This is a genomic window from Streptomyces atratus (assembly GCF_900119365.1).
In the GTDB taxonomy this organism is placed as follows: Bacteria; Actinomycetota; Actinomycetes; order Streptomycetales; family Streptomycetaceae; genus Streptomyces; species Streptomyces atratus_B.
On sequence record NZ_FPJO01000003.1, the window covers coordinates 387,686 to 406,827 of the forward strand.

19 protein-coding genes are annotated in these 19,142 nt (G+C 70.8%); 18 read left to right on the forward strand and 1 reads right to left on the reverse strand.

All coding sequences use genetic code 11. The features are described 5' to 3' along the window. Positions 1 to 110: 110 nt before the first annotated feature. The 7 genes from aroC (at position 111) to nusB (ending at position 6,581) form a co-directional block, all read left to right on the forward strand. Complete coding sequence (aroC, locus tag BT364_RS08725; protein ID WP_072484532.1) at positions 111 to 1,295, forward strand: chorismate synthase; 1,185 nt, start codon at positions 111 to 113, stop codon at positions 1,293 to 1,295. Then, positions 1,292 to 2,932 (forward strand): 3-dehydroquinate synthase, encoded by a 1,641-nt coding sequence (gene aroB, locus BT364_RS08730; protein ID WP_072484533.1) that lies wholly within the window; start codon positions 1,292 to 1,294, stop codon positions 2,930 to 2,932. Before aroC ends, aroB begins: the two co-directional genes overlap by 4 nt. After that, entirely contained in the window at positions 2,929 to 3,369 is a 441-nt protein-coding gene (gene aroQ / locus BT364_RS08735; RefSeq protein WP_072484534.1) for a type II 3-dehydroquinate dehydratase, read from the forward strand. Before aroB ends, aroQ begins: the two co-directional genes overlap by 4 nt. Positions 3,370 to 3,497: 128 nt before the next feature. Beyond that, entirely contained in the window at positions 3,498 to 4,319 is an 822-nt protein-coding gene (locus tag BT364_RS08740; protein ID WP_072484535.1) for a Pro-rich N-terminal domain-containing protein, read from the forward strand. 104 nt (positions 4,320 to 4,423) lie between these two features. After that, positions 4,424 to 5,530 (forward strand): aminopeptidase P family protein, encoded by a 1,107-nt coding sequence (locus BT364_RS08745; protein WP_072484536.1) that lies wholly within the window; start codon positions 4,424 to 4,426, stop codon positions 5,528 to 5,530. 50 nt (positions 5,531 to 5,580) lie between these two features. Then, complete coding sequence (gene efp / locus BT364_RS08750; protein WP_072484537.1) at positions 5,581 to 6,147, forward strand: elongation factor P; 567 nt, start codon at positions 5,581 to 5,583, stop codon at positions 6,145 to 6,147. 2 nt (positions 6,148 to 6,149) lie between these two features. Continuing rightward, a complete protein-coding gene (nusB, locus tag BT364_RS08755) occupies positions 6,150 to 6,581 on the forward strand; it encodes a transcription antitermination factor NusB (protein ID WP_072484538.1) in 432 nt (143 codons plus the stop codon). Positions 6,582 to 6,766: 185 nt separating this feature from the next. Here the strand turns inward: nusB and bldD are convergent, their stop codons facing one another. Then, positions 6,767 to 7,267 (reverse strand): transcriptional regulator BldD, encoded by a 501-nt coding sequence (gene bldD / locus BT364_RS08760; RefSeq protein WP_014044812.1) that lies wholly within the window; start codon positions 7,265 to 7,267, stop codon positions 6,767 to 6,769. Positions 7,268 to 7,488: 221 nt separating this feature from the next. Between bldD and pyrR the strand changes: the two genes are divergently transcribed. The 11 genes from pyrR to rpoZ all read left to right on the forward strand — a co-directional run bounded on the left by pyrR (position 7,489) and on the right by rpoZ (position 19,027). Then, positions 7,489 to 8,073: a bifunctional pyr operon transcriptional regulator/uracil phosphoribosyltransferase PyrR gene (gene pyrR, locus BT364_RS08765; RefSeq protein WP_072484539.1), complete on the forward strand. Its 585-nt coding sequence runs from the start codon at positions 7,489 to 7,491 to the stop codon at positions 8,071 to 8,073. A 93-nt stretch (positions 8,074 to 8,166) separates the two neighbouring features. Beyond that, the gene (locus BT364_RS08770; RefSeq protein WP_072484540.1) at positions 8,167 to 9,144 is read left to right on the forward strand and encodes an aspartate carbamoyltransferase catalytic subunit; all 978 of its coding nucleotides are present in this window, start codon (positions 8,167 to 8,169) and stop codon (positions 9,142 to 9,144) included. Between the two features lie 2 nt (positions 9,145 to 9,146). Then, positions 9,147 to 10,433 carry a dihydroorotase gene (locus BT364_RS08775; protein WP_072484541.1) on the forward strand — a complete coding sequence of 429 codons (1,287 nt, stop codon included), beginning with the start codon at positions 9,147 to 9,149 and terminating at the stop codon, positions 10,431 to 10,433. Continuing rightward, the gene (locus BT364_RS08780; RefSeq protein ID WP_072484542.1) at positions 10,430 to 11,008 is read left to right on the forward strand and encodes a PH-like domain-containing protein; all 579 of its coding nucleotides are present in this window, start codon (positions 10,430 to 10,432) and stop codon (positions 11,006 to 11,008) included. Before BT364_RS08775 ends, BT364_RS08780 begins: the two co-directional genes overlap by 4 nt. Next, positions 11,005 to 12,147, forward strand: coding sequence for a glutamine-hydrolyzing carbamoyl-phosphate synthase small subunit (gene carA / locus BT364_RS08785; protein ID WP_072484543.1), 1,143 nt, complete (start codon positions 11,005 to 11,007; stop codon positions 12,145 to 12,147). The genes BT364_RS08780 and carA overlap by 4 nt, the downstream gene beginning before the upstream one ends. Next, entirely contained in the window at positions 12,140 to 15,448 is a 3,309-nt protein-coding gene (gene carB, locus BT364_RS08790; RefSeq protein WP_072484544.1) for a carbamoyl-phosphate synthase large subunit, read from the forward strand. The genes carA and carB overlap by 8 nt, the downstream gene beginning before the upstream one ends. Before the next feature lie 56 nt (positions 15,449 to 15,504). After that, positions 15,505 to 16,614, forward strand: coding sequence for a quinone-dependent dihydroorotate dehydrogenase (locus BT364_RS08795; protein WP_072484545.1), 1,110 nt, complete (start codon positions 15,505 to 15,507; stop codon positions 16,612 to 16,614). Next, positions 16,611 to 17,450 carry an orotidine-5'-phosphate decarboxylase gene (gene pyrF, locus BT364_RS08800; RefSeq protein WP_072484546.1) on the forward strand — a complete coding sequence of 280 codons (840 nt, stop codon included), beginning with the start codon at positions 16,611 to 16,613 and terminating at the stop codon, positions 17,448 to 17,450. Before BT364_RS08795 ends, pyrF begins: the two co-directional genes overlap by 4 nt. 244 nt (positions 17,451 to 17,694) lie before the next feature. Then, positions 17,695 to 18,018 carry an integration host factor gene (locus BT364_RS08805; RefSeq protein WP_014157387.1) on the forward strand — a complete coding sequence of 108 codons (324 nt, stop codon included), beginning with the start codon at positions 17,695 to 17,697 and terminating at the stop codon, positions 18,016 to 18,018. A gap of 38 nt (positions 18,019 to 18,056) precedes the next feature. Further along, entirely contained in the window at positions 18,057 to 18,674 is a 618-nt protein-coding gene (gene gmk / locus BT364_RS08810; protein ID WP_072484547.1) for a guanylate kinase, read from the forward strand. Positions 18,675 to 18,754: 80 nt separating this feature from the next. Then, a complete protein-coding gene (rpoZ, locus tag BT364_RS08815) occupies positions 18,755 to 19,027 on the forward strand; it encodes a DNA-directed RNA polymerase subunit omega (protein WP_003970369.1) in 273 nt (90 codons plus the stop codon). Positions 19,028 to 19,142: the final 115 nt, after the last annotated feature.

The window sequence follows — 19,142 nt, forward strand, 5'->3', positions numbered from 1 at the left end:
GACCGGCGACCGGTTCGGGCCCCCGGTCGTGGGAGGATCGAAGGCGGCGGGCCAGGGCCGCGCACCCGGTCGCGCCGTTGCAGTTCCAGGCGCGAGCATGAGGAGCACCGTTGAGCAGGTTGCGCTGGCTGACCGCGGGGGAGTCGCACGGCCCCGCACTCGTGGCGACGCTGGAGGGTCTTCCCGCCGGTGTCCCGATCACCACGGAGATGGTGGCGGACGCACTCGCCCGGCGGCGGCTCGGTTATGGCCGCGGTGCGCGGATGAAGTTCGAGAAGGACGAGGTCACCTTCCTCGGCGGGGTGCGCCACGGCCTCACCATGGGCTCGCCGGTCGCCGTGATGGTGGGCAACACCGAGTGGCCCAAGTGGGAGCAGGTCATGTCGGCCGACCCGGTCGACCCCGAGGAGCTGGCCGCGCTGGCCCGCAACGCCCCGCTGACCCGCCCGAGGCCCGGTCACGCCGACCTCGCGGGCATGCAGAAGTACGGCTTCGACGAGGCCCGGCCGATCCTGGAGCGCGCCAGCGCCCGGGAGACGGCGGCCCGCGTCGCGCTCGGCGCCGTCGCGCGGTCGTACCTCAAGGAGACCGCCGGCATCGAGATCGTCAGCCATGTCGTCGAGCTGGCCGCGGCCAAGGCGCCCTACGGCGTCTACCCGACGCCCGCCGACGTCGAGAGGCTCGACGCCGACCCGGTGCGCTGCCTGGACGCCGACGCGAGCAAGGAGATGGTCGCCGAGATCGACCAGGCCCACAAGGACGGCGACACCCTCGGCGGCGTCGTCGAGGTGCTGGCGTACGGGGTGCCCGTCGGCCTCGGCTCGCACGTCCACTGGGACCGCCGGCTCGACGCCCGGCTCGCCGCCGCCCTGATGGGTGTCCAGGCCATCAAGGGGGTCGAGGTCGGCGACGGCTTCGACCTGGCCCGGGTCCCCGGCTCCAAGGCGCACGACGAGATCCTGGTCACCGAGGACGGCATCAAGCGCGCCTCCGGCCGTTCCGGCGGCACCGAGGGCGGCCTGACCACCGGCGAGCTGCTGCGGGTCCGTGCCGCGATGAAGCCCATCGCCACCGTGCCGCGCGCACTCGCCACCGTCGACGTCGTCACCGGCGAACCCGCCAAGGCCCACCACCAGCGCTCCGATGTCTGTGCCGTCCCGGCCGCGGGCATCGTCGCCGAGGCGATGGTCGCGCTGGTCCTGGCCGACGCCGTCGCGGAGAAGTTCGGCGGCGACAGCGTCGCCGAGACCCACCGCAATGTGCAGTCGTACCTCGACCACCTCCAGATCCGATGAGCGGCCCGCTGATCGTCCTCGTCGGCCCGATGGGCGTCGGCAAGTCCACGGTCGGTGAGCTGCTCGCCGGCCGGCTCGGCACCACCTACCGGGACACCGACGCGGACGTCGTGGCCGCGGCCGGCAAGCCGATCGCGGAGATCTTCTACGACGAGGGCGAGGAGCACTTCCGGGAGCTGGAGCGACAGGCGGTGCACACCGCCGTCGCCGAGCACACCGGTGTCCTCTCCCTCGGCGGTGGCGCCGTGCTCGACGACACGACCCGCGCCCTGCTCACCGGCCGCCCCGTCGTCTATCTCTCGATGGACGTCGAGGAGGCGGTCAGGCGGGTCGGCCTGAACACCGCCCGCCCGCTCCTCGCGGTCAATCCGCGCCGGCAGTGGCGCGAGCTGATGGACGCCCGCCGCCACCTGTACACCGAGGTGGCCCGGGTGACCGTCGCCACCGACGAGCGCACCCCCGAAGAGGTCGCCCAGGCGGTCCTCGACGCACTGGAACTGCCGGAGGACGGCCTTGTCGCCCCCGGCCGGGAGAACACACCCATGACCGAGCAGGGCCCCACCCGCATCCCGATCGCAGGCAGTGCGGGCACCGACCCGTACGAGGTGCTGGTCGGCCGTCAGCTGCTCGGCGAGCTGCCGGCGCTCATCGGCGACCGTGCCAAGCGCGTCGCGGTGCTGCACCCCGAGGCGCTCGCCGAGACCGGTGAGGCGGTCCGCCAGGACCTCGCCGAGCAGGGCTACGAGGCCATCGCGATCCAGCTGCCGAACGCCGAGGAGGCCAAGACCGTCGAGGTCGCGGCGTACTGCTGGAAGGCGCTAGGCCAGACCGGCTTCACCCGCACCGACGTGATCGTCGGCGTCGGCGGCGGAGCCACCACCGACGTGGCCGGATTCGTCGCGGCGAGCTGGCTGCGCGGGGTGCGCTGGATCGCCGTACCGACGACCGTGCTCGGCATGGTCGATGCGGCCGTCGGCGGCAAGACCGGCATCAACACCGCCGAGGGCAAGAACCTCGTCGGCGCCTTCCACCCGCCGGCCGGGGTCCTCTGCGACCTCGCGGCGCTGGACTCGCTGCCCGTGAACGACTACGTCAGCGGCATGGCAGAGGTCATCAAGGCCGGCTTCATCGCCGACCCGGCCATCCTCGACCTCGTCGAGGCGGACCCGGAGGGCGCCCGTACGCCGACCGGACCGCACACCGCCGAGCTGATCGAACGCGCCATCAGGGTCAAGGCCGAGGTCGTCTCCAGCGACCTGAAGGAATCCGGACTGCGCGAGATCCTGAACTACGGCCACACCCTGGCCCACGCCATCGAGAAGAACGAGCGCTACAAGTGGCGGCACGGCGCTGCCGTCTCGGTCGGCATGGTCTTCGCCGCCGAGCTGGGCCGGCTGGCCGGACGCCTCGACGACGCCACCGCCGACCGGCACCGCACCGTCCTGGAGTCCGTCGGACTGCCGCTCACCTACCGTGGCGACCAGTGGCCCAAGCTGCTGGAGAACATGAAGGTGGACAAGAAGTCCCGCGGCGACCTGCTGCGCTTCATCGTCCTCGACGGCCTCGGCAAGCCCACCGTCCTGGAGGGCCCCGACCCGGCCGTGCTGCTCGCCGCCTACGGGGAGGTGTCGGCGTGACCCGCCGGGTGCTCGTCCTCAACGGCCCGAACCTCGGCCGGCTCGGCTCCCGCGAGCCGGACGTGTACGGAGCCACGTCCTACGCCGGACTCGTCGAGACCTGTCATGCGCTCGGCAAGGAGCTCGGCTTCGACGTCGACGTCCGCGAGACCAACGACGAGGGCGAACTGATCCGCTGGCTCCACGAGGCCGCGGACGGTTCAATTCCGGTCGTTCTCAACCCGGGTGCCTTCACCCACTACTCGTACGGGATGCGGGACGCGGCGGCCCAGCGCACCGCCCCGCTGATCGAGGTGCACATCTCGAACCCGTACGCACGAGAGGATTTCCGCCACAACTCCGTGGTCGCGCCGGTCGCCACGGGGACCGTGGCCGGATTCGGCATCGGCTCCTACCGCCTCGCGCTGCGCGCCCTGGCGGACGAGCTGACCGACTGACGGACCGGATTTTCCCGGCCGACCGGGCACCGTGGCGCGTCCCCGACCGTTGTTCCAGCGGCGGCCGGGGACGGTACGGTTGCCGTTCCACCAGCGCCAGTTGCCTGTACGAGACGGAGTGGCACCGGATGCAGCACGCAGTGGGGGCCCCGCTGCCGCCGCCCCAAGGCCCCGGAAACGGACCTGTCGGCTGGTCGCACCAGGCCCAGCACCCCGGCCACCCCGGTCCGCCGGGGCCGCCGCCCCCCACCCCTCCCACGCCCGGTGGGTGGAGCGGGACGGCCCCGCACCATGCCCCGGGGCCTCCCGCCCGGGAGACCACGGGACACGTCCAGCTGCCGCCCGGCGGCCCCGTACCGCTGCCCGCACCGCCTGCCGAGCCCGGCACCGGCAGCGCGACCCTCGCCGTCCTCCTGATCGGTCCCGCGGGTGCCGGCAAGACCACCGTGGCCAAGCTCTGGGCCAGCCGCCGCCGGGTGCCCACCGCCCATGTCAGCCTCGACGACGTCCGCGAATGGGTCTGCTCCGGTTTCGCCGACCCGCAGTCCGGGTGGAACGACCACTCCGAGGCCCAGTACCGCCTGGCCCGCCGCACCTGCGGCTTCGCCGCCCGCAACTTCCTCGCCAACGGCATCTCCTGCATCCTCGACGACGCCGTCTTCCCCGACCGGCCGGTCGTCGGCCTCGGCGGCTGGAAGCGCCATGTCGGCCCCGGACTCCTGCCCGTCGTCCTGCTGCCCGGCCTGGAGATCGTGCTGGAGCGCAACGCCGCCCGCAGCGGAAACCGCCGCCTCTCGGACGAGGAGGTGGCCAGAATCCACGGCAGGATGGCCGGCTGGTACGGCTCCGGCCTGCCGATCATCGACAACTCGACGTACGACGTGGAGACCACCGCCCGCGTCCTGGACGACATACTCGCCCGCTCCATAGCCAGCCCCCCGGCCTGGTGAACCACCGCCCGGCGGTGCTCGCGGCCGGCGACGGGACCGGCGGCCGCCCCCCGGTCGGATGCGCTGACCGAGCAGGCCCGCGCCACCGCTCGTAGGCTCGTGACATGTCAGAGGTGTACGCCGTCCGCCGCGGGCTGCTCCGCGACCGGTGCGCCGCCGTCGGATCCGCGGCCGCTCTGGTCTCCCGCCCCGCCAACGTCCGCTATCTCGCGGGCGGGGCGCCCCCGGGTTCCGTGCTGCTGCTCGGACCCGGCGGGGACGTCCTGCTCACCCCCCGCGCCCCGAGCGGCGATCCCGCCGACGGCCGCACCGACGAACAGCTGCGGCTGTCGCTGCTGCCGGGCTCCGACGGCGATCCGGTGGTCGCGGCCGCCGATCTGGCCGCCTCCTCGGGCGCGGAGTCCCTCGCCGTCGAGGAGCACCATCTGACGGTCTCCCGCCACCGGGCCATGGGTTCGGTCGCCCCGCGCCTGAGGCTGGCCGATCTCGGTGCCACCGTCGAGCAGCTGCGGGTGGTCAAGGACGAGGAGGAGATCGCCTGTCTGCGGATCGCCGCCGAGATCACCGACCAGGCCCTGGGCGAACTCCTGGAATCCATCCTGGTGGGCCGCACCGAACGGCACCTCGCCCTGGAGCTGGAGCGTCGTCTGGTGGACCACGGCGCGGACGGCCCCGCCTTCGCCACCTCCGTCGCCACCGGCCCCAACTCGGGCCAGGGCCGTCACCGACCCTCGGACCGCCGGGTCGAGGAGGGAGATTTCCTCTCCGTCTGCCTGGGCGCGAACTATCGCGGCTACCGCTGCGAGATCGGCCGCACGTTCGTCATCGGGACGACGCCCGCCGACTGGCAGATCGAGCTCTACGACCTGGTTTTCGCCGCTCAGCGGGCCGGGCGCGAGGCTCTCGTGCCAGGCGCCGCCTACCGCGACGTGGACCGCGCGGCCCGGTATCTCCTGGATTCCGCGGGGCACGGCGGGGGCCTGGCGCCCTGGACCGGGCACGGGGTGGGACTCGAAATCGACGAGGACCCGCAGTTGGCACCTGCGGCCATGGGTAAACTGGACGCTTGTGTGCCGGTCACCGTCGAACCGGGGGTCCACCTCCCGGGCCGGGGCGGGGTCCGGATCGATGACACGCTCGTCGTGCGCCCCGAGGCGGACGGCGGACCCGAGCTACTCACCATTACGACCAAGGAGCTGCTCGCGCTCTAGCGCGCATCCTCGGTCGTTCCACCAGCTTCAGTCCAGGAGATTCCGCAACCGTGGCTTCCACGAACGACCTCAAGAACGGCATGGTGCTCAAGCTCGACGGAGGCCAGCTCTGGTCCGTCGTCGAGTTCCAGCACGTCAAGCCCGGCAAGGGCCCGGCCTTCGTGCGCACCAAGCTCAAGAACGTGCTCTCCGGCAAGGTCGTCGACAAGACGTTCAACGCCGGTGTGAAGGTCGAAACGGCCACCATCGACCGTCGCGACATGGAGTTCTCGTACATGGACGGCGAGTACTTCGTCTTCATGGACATGGACACCTACGACCAGCTCATGGTCGACCGCAAGTCCGTCGGCGACGCCGCCAACTTCCTGATCGAGGGCTTCAAGGCCTCCGTCGCCCAGCACGAGGGCGAGGTGCTCTACGTCGAACTGCCCGCCGCCGTCGAGCTCGTCATCCAGGAGACCGAGCCGGGCGTCCAGGGCGACCGCTCCACCGGTGGCACCAAGCCCGCCACCCTGGAGACCGGTTACCAGATCCAGGTCCCGCTCTTCATCACCACCGGTGAGAAGGTCAAGGTCGACACCCGCACCAGCGACTACCTCGGCCGGGTGAACAGCTAACCGTGGCTGCCCGGAACAAGGCCCGCAAGCGTGCCTTCCAGATCCTCTTCGAGGCCGACCAGCGCGGCGAATCCGTGCAGACGGTGCTCGCGGACTGGGTGCGGCACTCGCGGGCCGACAACCGTCAGCCGCCGGTCACCGAGTACACGATGGAGCTCGTCGAGGGGTACGCGCAGTACGCGGACCGGATCGACGACCTCATCGTGACCTACGCCGTGGACTGGGAGATCGACCGCATGCCGGTCGTCGACCGGAACATCCTGCGGCTCGGTGCGTACGAGCTGATCTGGGTGGACGGCACCCCGGACGCAGTGGTGATCGACGAGGCGGTCCAGCTCGCCAAGGAGTTCTCCACCGACGACTCCCCGTCCTTCGTGAACGGGCTGCTGGCCCGCTTCAAGGACCTCAAGCCGAACCTCCGCCGCGAGCAGTAGCCGACGGCGGCGTTCAGCCGACGAAGGGCCCATGGTCTGCGGACCGTGGGCCCTTCGGCAAGCGGCGGACCGGCACGGACGGGCCGTCGCGCATCAACCGGCGCACACGAAAAAGCCGTGCCGACGCGGGCACCCGAAGGAGTGAACCCGCGCCGAACACGGCGGCACGTTTCTTCAGTGGGGCCTCAGCCCTCTTCGTGGGCCACGGCGCGACGCGCGTCGGCGTCCAGCACGCCCCAGCTGATCAGCTGCTCCGTGAGCACCGACGGCGACTGGTCGTAGATCACGGCCAGTGTGCGCAGGTCGTCCTGGCGGATCGAGAGCACCTTGCCGTTGTAGTCACCGCGCTGGCTCTGGATCGTCGCCGCATAGCGCTGCAGCGGACCGGCCTTCTCCGGCGGGACGTGGGCGAGACGCTCCAGGTCCAGGACCAGCTTCGGCGGCGGCTCGGCGGCCCCTCCGGGCGTCGTGCCGGGCAGGAGCTCCTGCACCGGGACCCCGTAGAAGTCCGCGAGCTCGGCCAGGCGCTGCACGGTCACGGCACGGTCGCCGCGCTCGTACGAACCGACGACAACGGCCTTCCAGCGGCCCTGGGACTTCTCCTCCACGCCATGGAGGGAGAGGCCCTGCTGGGTGCGGATGGCACGGAGTTTGGCCCCGAGCTGTTTTGCGTATTCGCTGGACATAAGGCTCCCCGGACGCTGGGACATTTCGCGGCTCCGCCGCGTTGCTGGTAACTCACTGTGAGGTTACGCAGCGTTACTTGGATGCGTCAAGCCGAATGGTCCGGACCGGCCCCTCCCGGGGGTGGGATCAGAGGCCGGCGCAAGCCCTGGTAACGTGGTTGACGCAATTTCGACGTCCTTTAAGGTCCGTCCCGTGAGGCGGAGAAGGAGGTCCGTTTCTTATGGACGCACAGCACGAAGCCACCGGCAATGCGGCACGCCCCGTTCTGGAGGCTCCCGACATCGCCCGGGTACTGACCCGGATCGCCCACGAGATCGTCGAACGCGCCAAGGGCGCCGACGACGTGGTGCTCCTCGGCATCCCGACGCGGGGCGTCTTCCTCGCCCGCAGGCTCGCCGAAAAACTCGAAGAGATCACCGGCGGGAAGATGCCGGTCGGCTCCCTCGACATCACCATGTACCGCGACGACCTGCGGCTGCGCCCGGCGCGCGCCCTGGCCCGGACCGACATCCCCGGCGAGGGCATCGAGGGCCGCCTGGTCGTCCTCGTCGACGACGTCCTCTTCTCGGGACGCACGATCCGCGCCGCGCTCGACGCCCTGGGCGACATCGGCCGGCCCCGCGCGGTGCAGCTCGCGGTCCTCGTCGACCGCGGTCACCGCGAACTCCCGATCCGTGCCGACTACGTCGGCAAGAACCTCCCCACGTCGCTGCGGGAGACGGTCAAGGTCCAGCTCGCCGAGGAGGACGGCCGGGACGCCGTGCTGCTCGGTGTCGAGCGGACCGCCCCGACGGGCGAGCAGTAGCCGCACCGCACCCGTACGGCCCGGCCACGAGCCCGTCGGCCGCTTCCGCACGCCCGCATGCCTGAACCCCTCCAGCCCCCGGAGAACACCCAGATGAAGCGCCACCTCATCTCGGCCGCCGATCTCACCCGCGACGACGCCGTCCTGATCCTCGACACCGCCGAGGAGATGGCCAGGGTCGCGGACCGGCCGATCAAGAAGCTCCCGACCCTGCGCGGCCGTACCGTCGTCAACCTCTTCTTCGAGGACTCGACCCGTACCCGCATCTCCTTCGAGGCGGCCGCCAAGCGTCTGTCCGCCGACGTCATCAACTTCTCCGCGAAGGGCTCGTCCGTCTCCAAGGGCGAGTCGCTCAAGGACACCGCGCTGACCCTGGAGGCGATGGGCGCCGACGCCGTCGTCATCCGGCACGGCGCCTCCGGGGCCCCGTACCGCCTCGCCACCTCCGGCTGGATCGACGGCGCCGTCGTCAACGCCGGCGACGGGACCCACGAGCACCCCACCCAGGCCCTCCTGGACGCCTTCACGATGCGCCGCCGCCTGGTCGGCGCCGACAGCGGACTCGGCCGGGACCTCGAAGGCCGCCGGATCACCATCGTCGGCGACATCCTGCACAGCCGGGTGGCCCGCTCCAACGTCCACCTGCTGAACACGCTCGGCGCCCACGTCACCCTGGTGGCCCCGCCGACCCTCGTCCCGGTCGGTGTCGAGCAGTGGCCCTGCGAGGTCAGCTACGGCCTCGACGAGGTGCTGTCGAAGTCCGACGCGGTGATGATGCTGCGTGTGCAGCGTGAACGGATGAACGCCGCGTACTTCCCGACCGAGCGCGAGTACTCCCGCCGCTACGGCCTGGACGGCGACCGGATGGCGAAGATGCCCGAGCACGCCGTCGTCATGCACCCCGGCCCGATGGTGCGTGGCATGGAGATCACCGCCGAGGTCGCCGACTCCGACCGGTGCACGGCCGTCGAGCAGGTCGCCAACGGCGTCTCGATCCGCATGGCCGTCCTGTACCTGCTGCTGGGCGGGTACGAATCCGCCGCCCCGTCCCGTACCGAGGAGAACAAGTAATCATGAGCAAGATCCTTATCCGCGGCGCGAAGATCCTCGGCGGCGCCCCCCAGGACGTCCTCATCGACGGCGACACCATCGCCGAGGTCGGCACGGACATCGAGGCCGGTGACGCACGCGTCGTCGAGGCCGGGGGCCAGATCCTGCTGCCCGGCCTGGTCGACCTCCACACCCACCTGCGCGAGCCCGGCCGCGAGGACTCCGAGACCGTCCTGACCGGCACCAAGGCGGCGGCCGTCGGCGGCTTCACCGCCGTGCACGCCATGGCCAACACCTTCCCGGTCGCCGACACCGCCGGTGTCGTGGAGCAGGTCTGGCGGCTCGGCAAGGAGTCCGGCTACTGCGACGTGCAGCCGATCGGCGCCGTCACCGTCGGCCTGGAGGGCAAGAAGCTCGCCGAGCTCGGCGCCATGCACGACTCGGCCGCCGGGGTGAAGGTCTTCTCCGACGACGGCAAGTGCGTCGACGACGCGGTGATCATGCGCCGCGCGCTGGAGTACGTGAAGGCCTTCGACGGTGTCGTCGCCCAGCACGCCCAGGAGCCCCGCCTCACCGAGGGCGCCCAGATGAACGAGGGCGTCGTCTCCGCCGAACTCGGTCTCGGCGGCTGGCCCGCCGTCGCCGAGGAGTCGATCATCGCCCGCGACGTCCTGCTCGCCGCCCACGTCGGCTCCCGGGTGCACATCTGCCACCTGTCGACCGCCGGATCCGTCGAGATCGTCCGCTGGGCCAAGTCCAAGGGCTGGAGCGTCACCGCCGAGGTCACCCCGCACCACCTGCTCCTCACCGACGAGCTCGTACGCTCCTACAACCCGGTCTACAAGGTGAACCCGCCGCTGCGCACCGAGGCCGACGTCATGGCCCTGCGCGAGGCGCTCGCCGACGGCACCATCGACTGCGTCGCCACCGACCACGCCCCGCACCCGCACGAGGACAAGGACTGCGAGTGGGCCGCCGCCGCCATGGGCATGGTGGGCCTGGAGACCGCGCTGTCCGTGGTGCAGCAGACCATGGTCGACACCGGGCTCATCGACTGGGCGGGTGTCGCCGACCGGATGTCGTTCCGCCCGGCCGTCATCGGCCGGCTCGACGGACACGGCCGGCCCGTCTCGGCGGGCGAGCCCGCCAACCTCACCCTGGTCGATCCGGCTTACCGTGGTGTCGTGGACCCCGCGGGCTTCGCCTCCCGCAGCCGCAACACTCCGTACGAGGGGCGCGAGCTGCCGGGCCGAGTCACCCACACCTTCCTGCGGGGCCGTGCAACGGTCGTCGACGGGAAGCTCGCGTGACATCACTCATCCCCCTCCACCACCTCGCCGCCGAGCAGAAGTCGGCCGAGGTGACCGACTGGTCCGCCCGGATCAGCTGGGTCGTCGGACTGCTCGTCCTGATCGCCTTCGTCTACTGGCTGATGCGCCAGGGATGGAAGTGGCGGGGCAGCCTCCAGTCCGGCCTGCCGGAACTCGACTCCACCCCCGAAGGGTTCGCGGACGGCGAGAAGCTGCTCACGCTGACCGGCCGGTACCACGCCTCGACCACCGCCGGGCAGTGGCTCGACCGGATCGTGGCCCACGGCCTCGGCACCCGCAGCCGCGTCGAGCTGACCCTGACCGATCAGGGCCTCGACGTCGTACGCCCCGGGGCGGCCGACTTCTTCGTACCGGCCGCCGCACTGCGCGAGGCCCGGCTCGACAAGGGCATCGCAGGCAAGGTCCTCCCCGAGGGCGGCCTGCTGATCATCACCTGGGCCCACGGCGACAAGCTGATCGACTCCGGCTTCCGCTCCGACCGCTCGGCCGAGCACCCGGCCTGGGTCGAGGCCATCGACCAACTCACCAGAACTACGGAAGGCACCGCACGATGACGATCTCCACCCGGGGAGCCGCCAAAGCTCCCGCCGTACTCGTCCTGGAGGACGGCCGCGCCTTCCGCGGCCGCGCCTACGGGGCCGTGGGGGAGACCTTCGGCGAGGCGGTTTTCTCCACCGGCATGACCGGCTACCAGGAGACGCTGACCGACCCCTCGTACCACCGCCAGGTCGTCGTGATGACCGCCCCGCACGTCGGGAACACCGGGGTGAACGACGAGGACCCCGAGTCCGGGCGGATCTGGGTCTCCGGCTACGTCGTCCGCGACCCCGCCCGGGTGCCCTCCAACTGGCGCTCGCGGCGCTCGCTGGACGAGGAGCTGGAGCGCCAGGGCGTCGTCGGCATCAGCGGCATCGACACCCGCGCGCTCACCCGCCACCTGCGCGAGCGCGGCGCCATGCGCGTCGGCATCTTCTCCGGTGACGCGGTCGCCGACGAGGCCACGCTGCTGGCCCGGGTCCAGCAGGCCCCGGAGATGGTGGGCGCCGACCTCTCCGCCGAGGTCGCCACCAAGGAGACGTACGTCGTCCCCGCGATCGGCACCAAGAAGTTCACCGTCGCCGCGATCGACCTCGGCATCAAGGGCATGACCCCGCACCGGATGGCCGAGCGCGGCATCGAGGTGCACGTGCTGCCCGCCACCGCCACCCTGGAGGAGGTGTACGCGGTCGAGCCCGACGGCGTGTTCTTCTCCAACGGCCCCGGCGACCCGGCCACCGCCGACCACCCGGTCTCCGTCATGCAGGGCGTCCTGGAGCGCAGGACCCCGCTCTTCGGCATCTGCTTCGGCAACCAGATCCTGGGCCGCGCCCTCGGCTTCGGCACCTACAAGCTGAAGTACGGCCACCGCGGCATCAACCAGCCCGTGCAGGACCGCACGACCGGCAAGGTCGAGGTCACCGCGCACAACCACGGCTTCGCCGTCGACGCCCCGCTCGACAAGGTGTCCGAGACGAAGTTCGGCCGCGCCGAGGTCTCCCACGTCTGCCTGAACGACCAGGTCGTCGAGGGGCTCCAGCTCCTCGACCAGCCGGCCTTCAGCGTCCAGTACCACCCCGAAGCAGCCGCGGGCCCGCACGACGCCGCGTACCTCTTCGACCGTTTCGTATCCCTGATGGAGGGCCAGCGTGCCTAAGCGCTCCGATATCCAGTCCGTCCTGGTCATCGGCTCCGGCCCGATCGTCATCGGCCAGGCCGCCGAGTTCGACTACTCCGGAACCCAGGCCTGCCGCGTCCTCAAGGCCGAGGGCCTGCGCGTCATCCTGGTGAACTCCAACCCGGCGACGATCATGACCGACCCGGAGATCGCCGACGCCACGTACGTCGAGCCGATCACCCCCGAGTTCGTCGAGAAGATCATCGCCAAGGAGCGCCCCGACGCGCTGCTCCCGACCCTGGGCGGCCAGACCGCGCTCAACACCGCGATCTCCATGCACGAGAACGGTGTCCTGGAGAAGTACGGCGTCGAGCTCATCGGCGCCAACGTCGAGGCCATCAACAAGGGCGAGGACCGCGACCTCTTCAAGGGCGTCGTCGAGGCCGTCAACGCCAAGATCGGCCACGGCGAGTCCGCCCGCTCGGTCATCTGCCACTCCATGGACGACGTCCTCGCCGGCGTCGAGACGCTCGGCGGCTACCCCGTCGTCGTCCGCCCGTCCTTCACCATGGGCGGCGCCGGTTCCGGCTTCGCGCACGACGAGGACGAGCTGCGCCGCATCGCCGGACAGGGCCTGACGCTCTCGCCGACCACCGAGGTGCTCCTGGAGGAGTCCATCCTCGGCTGGAAGGAGTACGAGCTGGAGCTGATGCGCGACAAGAACGACAACGTCGTGGTCGTCTGCTCCATCGAGAACTTCGACCCGATGGGCGTCCACACCGGTGACTCGATCACCGTCGCCCCGGCGATGACGCTCACCGACCGCGAGTACCAGCGGCTGCGCGACATCGGCATCGCGATCATCCGCGAGGTCGGCGTCGACACCGGCGGCTGCAACATCCAGTTCGCCGTCGACCCGGCAGACGGCCGGATCATCGTGATCGAGATGAACCCGCGCGTCTCCCGCTCCTCGGCGCTCGCCTCGAAGGCCACCGGCTTCCCGATCGCCAAGATCGCCGCCAAGCTGGCCGTCGGCTACACGCTCGACGAGATCCCCAACGACATCACCGAGAAGACCCCGGCCTCCTTCGAGCCGACCCTCGACTACGTCGTCGTCAAGGCACCCCGGTTCGCCTTCGAGAAATTCCCCTCCGCCGACTCCACCCTCACCACCACCATGAAGTCGGTGGGCGAGGCCATGGCGATCGGCCGGAACTTCACCGAGGCGCTCCAGAAGGCGCTGCGCTCGCTGGAGAAGAAGGGCTCCCAGTTCGCTTTCACCGGTGAGCCCGGCGACAAGGCCGAGCTGCTGGCCGAGGCGGTCCGCCCGACCGACGGCCGGATCAACACCGTCATGCAGGCGATCCGGGCCGGCGCCACCCAGGAAGAGGTCTTCGACGCCACGAAGATCGACCCCTGGTTCGTCGACCAGCTCTTCCTGATCAAGGAGATCGCCGACGAGCTCGCCGCCGCCGACAAGCTCGGCCCCGAGCTGCTCGCCGAGGCCAAGCGGCACGGCTTCTCCGACGCGCAGATCGCCGACGTCCGCAGCCTGCGCGAGGACGTCGTGCGCGAGGTGCGGCACGCGCTGGGCATCCGCCCGGTCTACAAGACGGTCGACACCTGCGCCGCCGAGTTCGCCGCGAAGACGCCGTACTTCTACTCCAGTTACGACGAGGAGAGCGAGGTCGCGTCCCGCACCAAGCCCGCGGTGATCATCCTCGGCTCCGGCCCCAACCGCATCGGCCAGGGCATCGAGTTCGACTACTCCTGCGTCCACGCCTCCTTCGCGCTGAGCGACGCGGGCTACGAGACCGTGATGGTCAACTGCAACCCGGAGACCGTCTCCACCGACTACGACACCTCCGACCGTCTGTACTTCGAGCCGCTGACGCTGGAAGACGTGCTGGAGATCGTGCACGCGGAGACGCTCGCCGGCCCGGTCGCCGGTGTCGTCGTCCAGCTCGGCGGCCAGACCCCGCTGGGCCTGTCGCAGGCGCTCAAGGACAACGGCGTGCCGGTCGTCGGCACCTCCCCGGAGGCCATCCACGCCGCCGAGGACCGCGGTGCCTTCGGCCGAGTCCTGGCCGAGGCCGGGCTCCCGGCCCCGAAACACGGCACGGCCACCACCTTCGACGAGGCCAAGGCCATCGCCGACGAGATCGGCTACCCCGTCCTCGTGCGCCCCAGCTACGTGCTCGGCGGCCGCGGCATGGAGATCGTGTACGACGAGACCCGGCTCTCCTCGTACATCGCCGAGTCCACCGAGATCAGCCCCACCCGGCCGGTCCTGGTCGACCGCTTCCTCGACGACGCGATCGAGATCGATGTCGACGCGCTCTACGACGGCACCGAGCTCTACCTCGGCGGCGTCATGGAGCACATCGAGGAAGCCGGCATCCACTCCGGCGACTCCGCCTGCGCGCTGCCCCCGATCACGCTCGGCGGCCACGACATCAAGCGGCTGCGGGCCTCCACCGAGGGCATCGCCAAGGGCGTCGGCGTACGCGGGCTGATCAACATCCAGTTCGCGCTCTCCGGCGACATCCTCTACGTCCTGGAGGCCAACCCGCGCGCCTCGCGCACCGTCCCCTTCACCTCGAAGGCGACCGCGGTCCCGCTCGCCAAGGCCGCCGCCCGCATCTCGCTCGGCGCGACCATCGCCGAGCTGCGCGCGGAGGGCCTGCTCCCGGCGAACGGCGACGGCGGCACCCTCCCGATGGACGCGCCGATCTCCGTCAAGGAGGCCGTCATGCCGTGGTCGCGCTTCCGCGACATCCACGGCCGCGGCGTCGACACCGTCCTCGGCCCGGAGATGCGCTCCACCGGCGAGGTCATGGGCATCGACTCGGTCTTCGGCACGGCGTACGCCAAGTCGCAGGCCGGCGCCTACGGCCCGCTGCCCACCAAGGGCCGCGCCTTCATCTCGGTCGCCAACCGCGACAAGCGCTCGATGATCTTCCCGGCGCGCGAACTCGTCGCCCACGGCTTCGAGCTGCTCGCCACCTCCGGCACCGCCGAGGTCCTCAAGCGCAACGGCATCAACGCCACGATCGTGCGCAAGCAGTCCGAGGGCGTGGGCCCGCAGGGCGAGAAGACCATCGTCCAGCTGATCCACGACGGCGAGGTCGACCTCATCGTCAACACGCCGTACGGGACGGGCGGCCGCCTCGACGGCTACGAGATCCGTACCGCGGCCGTGGCCCGGTCCGTGCCGTGCCTGACGACGGTCCAGGCGCTCGCCGCCGCCGTCCAGGGCATCGACGCGCTCACCCACGGAGGCGTCGGCGTCAGTTCCCTCCAGGAACACGCGGAACATCTGACCGCGGCCCGCGACTAGCAGACCGGCAGGGGGACACCGGAAACGGTGTCCCCCTCTCTGTGAGGACACTCCCGATGTACAAGTTCTTCTTCCGGCTGGTCTTCAAGCGGATGGACCCGGAGCAGGCCCACTACCTGGCCTTCCGGTGGATCCGCCTCGCCGCCCGCATCCCCGTGCTGCGCACCTTCGTCGCCGCCGTGCTCGCGCCCCGGTACAAGGAGCTGCGCACCGAGGCCCTCGGCCTGCGGATGCACGGCCCCTTCGGCCTCGCCGCCGGTTTCGACAAGAACGCCGTCGCGATCGACGGCATGTCGATGCTCGGCTTCGACCACATCGAGATCGGTACGGTCACCGGCGAGCCGCAGCCCGGCAACCCCAGGAAGCGCCTCTTCCGCCTCGTCGCGGACCGCGCGCTGATCAACCGCATGGGCTTCAACAACGAGGGCTCGGCCGCCGTCGCCGCCCGGCTGGCCGCCCGCAGGCCGGTCTTCCGGACCACGGTCGGCGTCAACATCGGCAAGACGAAGGTCGTGCCGGAGGCCGAAGCGGCCGGCGACTACGTGAAGTCCACCGAGCGCCTCGCCGCCCACGCCGACTACCTGGTCGTGAACGTCTCCTCGCCCAACACCCCCGGGCTGCGCAACCTCCAGGCCACCGAGGCGCTGCGGCCCCTGCTCAGCGCCGTGCGCGAGGCCGCCGACCGCACCGTCGCCGGACGGCGGGTACCGCTGCTCGTCAAGATCGCCCCGGACCTCGCGGACGAGGACGTCGACGCGGTCGCCGACCTCGCGGTCGAGCTGGGCCTGGACGGCATCATCGCGACCAACACCACCATCGCCCGCGACGGCCTCGGCCTGAAGTCCTCGCCGTCCCTGACGGGGGAGACCGGCGGGCTCTCCGGAGCACCCCTCAAGGCACGCTCCCTGGAGGTGCTGGCCCGCCTCTACGCGCGCGTGGGCGACCGGATCACCCTGGTCGGTGTCGGGGGCGTCGAGAACGCCGAGGACGCCTGGCAGCGCATCCTGGCCGGCGCCACGCTCGTCCAGGGCTACAGCGCCTTCATCTACGAGGGCCCGTTCTACGCCCGCGCCATCCACAAGGGGCTGGCCGCGCGCCTGGCCGCCTCCCCGTACGCCACCCTCGCCGAAGCCGTCGGCGCAGAAACCAGGAAGGCCACCGCATGAGCTCCGAACCGTTCGGCGCGCGTCTGCGCCGCGCCATGGACACCCGCGGTCCGCTGTGTGTCGGCATCGACCCGCACGCCTCGCTGCTCACCGCCTGGGGCCTGAACGACGACATCGCCGGGCTCGAACGCTTCACGCGTACGGTCGTGGAGGCACTGGCCGACCGGGTCGCCGTGCTCAAGCCGCAGTCCGCGTTCTTCGAGCGCTTCGGCTCGCGCGGCATCGCCGTCCTGGAGAAGGCGGTCGAGGAGGCGCGGGCGGCCGGCGCGCTCGTGCTGATGGACGCCAAGCGCGGCGACATCGGCTCCACCATGGGCGCCTACGCGGCGACCTACCTGGAGAAGGACTCGCCGCTGTTCTCGGACGCGGTCACCGTCTCGCCGTACCTCGGCTTCGGCTCGCTGCGCCCGGCGCTCGACGCCGCGGTCCTCTCCGGCGCGGGCGTCTTCGTGCTCGCCCTCACCTCCAACCCGGAGGGCGCCGAGGTGCAGCGCGCCACCGCCGCCGACGGCCGCTCGCTGGCCCAGCTCATGCTCGACCACATGGCCGCCGAGAACGAGGGGATGACCCCGCTCGGCTCCGTCGGCGCGGTGGTCGGAGCCACGCTCGGGGACGCGGGGGCGAACCTGGCGATCAACGGCCCGCTGCTCGCTCCCGGGATCGGGGCGCAGGGCGCGACGCCCGCGGATCTGCCCGGCGTGTTCGGCGCCTCGGTGGGCAATGTGGTGCCCAGTGTGAGCCGCGGCGTACTGAGCCAGGGGCCGGCCGTGGCGGGGCTGCGCGAGGCCGCCGAACGGCTCACGGACGAGATCCGGGCGGCCGTGGCGGGTAGGTGATCATGCCACGTAACAGGGTGTTGACTCTTTCCTGACCAAAAAACTCGGTTGTTATGCCTGAAATGTCCTGGTCGGCCAAGGCTGACCAGGACTTTTCGTTGGTTCTCGCTGACTCCGGCGGCCTTGGCCGCTAGTCTCCGTCGAGAGCCGACGTACACAAGTTGTCCGTCGCTCACCTGGTGTGGAGCGTTCAGCTTCCTCACCGGTCCGTATCCGACAGATCGACATCCGAGGTGACGTAGGCGTGGCTCTTCCGCCCCTTACCCCTGAACAGCGCGCAGCCGCGCTCGAAAAGGCCGCCGCGGCTCGCCGGGAGCGGGCCGAGGTCAAGAATCGACTCAAGCACTCCGGCGCCTCCCTCCACGAGGTCATCAAGCAGGGCCAGGAGAACGACGTCATCGGCAAGATGAAGGTCTCCGCCCTGCTGGAGTCCCTGCCGGGCGTGGGCAAGGTCCGCGCCAAGCAGATCATGGAGCGGCTCGGCATCTCCGAGAGCCGCCGGGTCCGGGGTCTCGGCTCCAACCAGATCGCATCCCTGGAGCGCGAGTTCGGCGGCAGCGCCGCCTGACGTTCTCAGGCACTCCTGAGAACCTGGATAATCGCTCCATGGCTGCAACATCCCGGGGGACGTCCCCCGTACCCCCGGACGTACGTCCGCGGCTGACCGTGCTCTCCGGCCCCTCCGGGGTCGGCAAGAGCACGGTCGTCGCTCATATGCGCAAGGTCCACCCCGAGGTCTGGCTCTCGGTGTCGGCGACGACCCGCAAGCCGCGCCCCGGTGAGCGCAACGGTGTCCACTACTTCTTCGTGGACAACGAGGAGTTCGACAAGCTGATCGCCAACGGCGAGCTGCTGGAGTGGGCCGAATTCGCGGGCAACCGCTACGGCACGCCCCGCCGCGCCGTGCTCGACCGCCTGGAGGCGGGCGAGCCGGTGCTGCTGGAGATCGATCTCCAGGGTGCCCGGCTGGTCCGGCAGTCGATGCCGGACGCACAGCTGGTCTTCCTGGCCCCGCCGAGCTGGGAGGAGCTGGTCCGCCGGCTCACCGGCCGCGGGACCGAGGCGCCCGAGGTGATCGAGCGCCGGCTCGGCGCCGCCAAGGTGGAACTGGCCGCCGAGGCCGAGTTCGATACGACGCTGGTCAACACCTCCGTCGAGGACGTGGCCCGTGAGCTGCTAGCCTTGATGCTGGAGGTTTCCGGCCCACGTGCCGACAGCGACTGACGAAGTCGGCGCACAGACCACCGCGGATCTCCGCACCGTCAAAGATCTCTTTGATCTTTACCCCCTTCGGAAGGCAGAGAGTGTCCTCTTCCATCACCACGCCCGAGGGCATCATCAACCCGCCGATTGATGAGCTCCTCGAGGCCACCGACTCGAAGTACAGCCTCGTGATCTACGCCGCCAAGCGCGCGCGCCAGATCAACGCGTACTACTCGCAGCTCGGCGAGGGTCTCCTGGAGTACGTCGGTCCGCTCGTCGACACCCACGTGCACGAGAAGCCGCTCTCGATCGCGCTCCGCGAGATCAACGCGGGCCTGCTCACCTCCGAGGCCATCGAGGGCCCGGCGCAGTAAGCAGGAATTGCACCTTCACCTCAGGCCCGGCGGCCACGGCTGCCGGGCCTGAGGTGTGTCCGGGGCGACAGCATCGGACCGCCCCCGGTGAGGCAGCATGGGGGTGTTCGTATCC

Coding starts and splice junctions, on each gene's coding strand:
- bldD (WP_014044812.1), bottom strand. CDS start 7,267: ATGTCCAGCGAATACGCAAAACAGCTCGGGGCCAAACTCCGTGCCATC.
- gmk (WP_072484547.1), top strand. CDS start 18,057: ATGGCTGCAACATCCCGGGGGACGTCCCCCGTACCCCCGGACGTACGT.
- BT364_RS08795 (WP_072484545.1), top strand. CDS start 15,505: ATGTACAAGTTCTTCTTCCGGCTGGTCTTCAAGCGGATGGACCCGGAG.
- pyrR (WP_072484539.1), top strand. CDS start 7,489: ATGGACGCACAGCACGAAGCCACCGGCAATGCGGCACGCCCCGTTCTG.
- BT364_RS08745 (WP_072484536.1), top strand. CDS start 4,424: ATGTCAGAGGTGTACGCCGTCCGCCGCGGGCTGCTCCGCGACCGGTGC.
- aroB (WP_072484533.1), top strand. CDS start 1,292: ATGAGCGGCCCGCTGATCGTCCTCGTCGGCCCGATGGGCGTCGGCAAG.
- BT364_RS08775 (WP_072484541.1), top strand. CDS start 9,147: ATGAGCAAGATCCTTATCCGCGGCGCGAAGATCCTCGGCGGCGCCCCC.
- pyrF (WP_072484546.1), top strand. CDS start 16,611: ATGAGCTCCGAACCGTTCGGCGCGCGTCTGCGCCGCGCCATGGACACC.
- carA (WP_072484543.1), top strand. CDS start 11,005: ATGACGATCTCCACCCGGGGAGCCGCCAAAGCTCCCGCCGTACTCGTC.
- BT364_RS08740 (WP_072484535.1), top strand. CDS start 3,498: ATGCAGCACGCAGTGGGGGCCCCGCTGCCGCCGCCCCAAGGCCCCGGA.
- BT364_RS08770 (WP_072484540.1), top strand. CDS start 8,167: ATGAAGCGCCACCTCATCTCGGCCGCCGATCTCACCCGCGACGACGCC.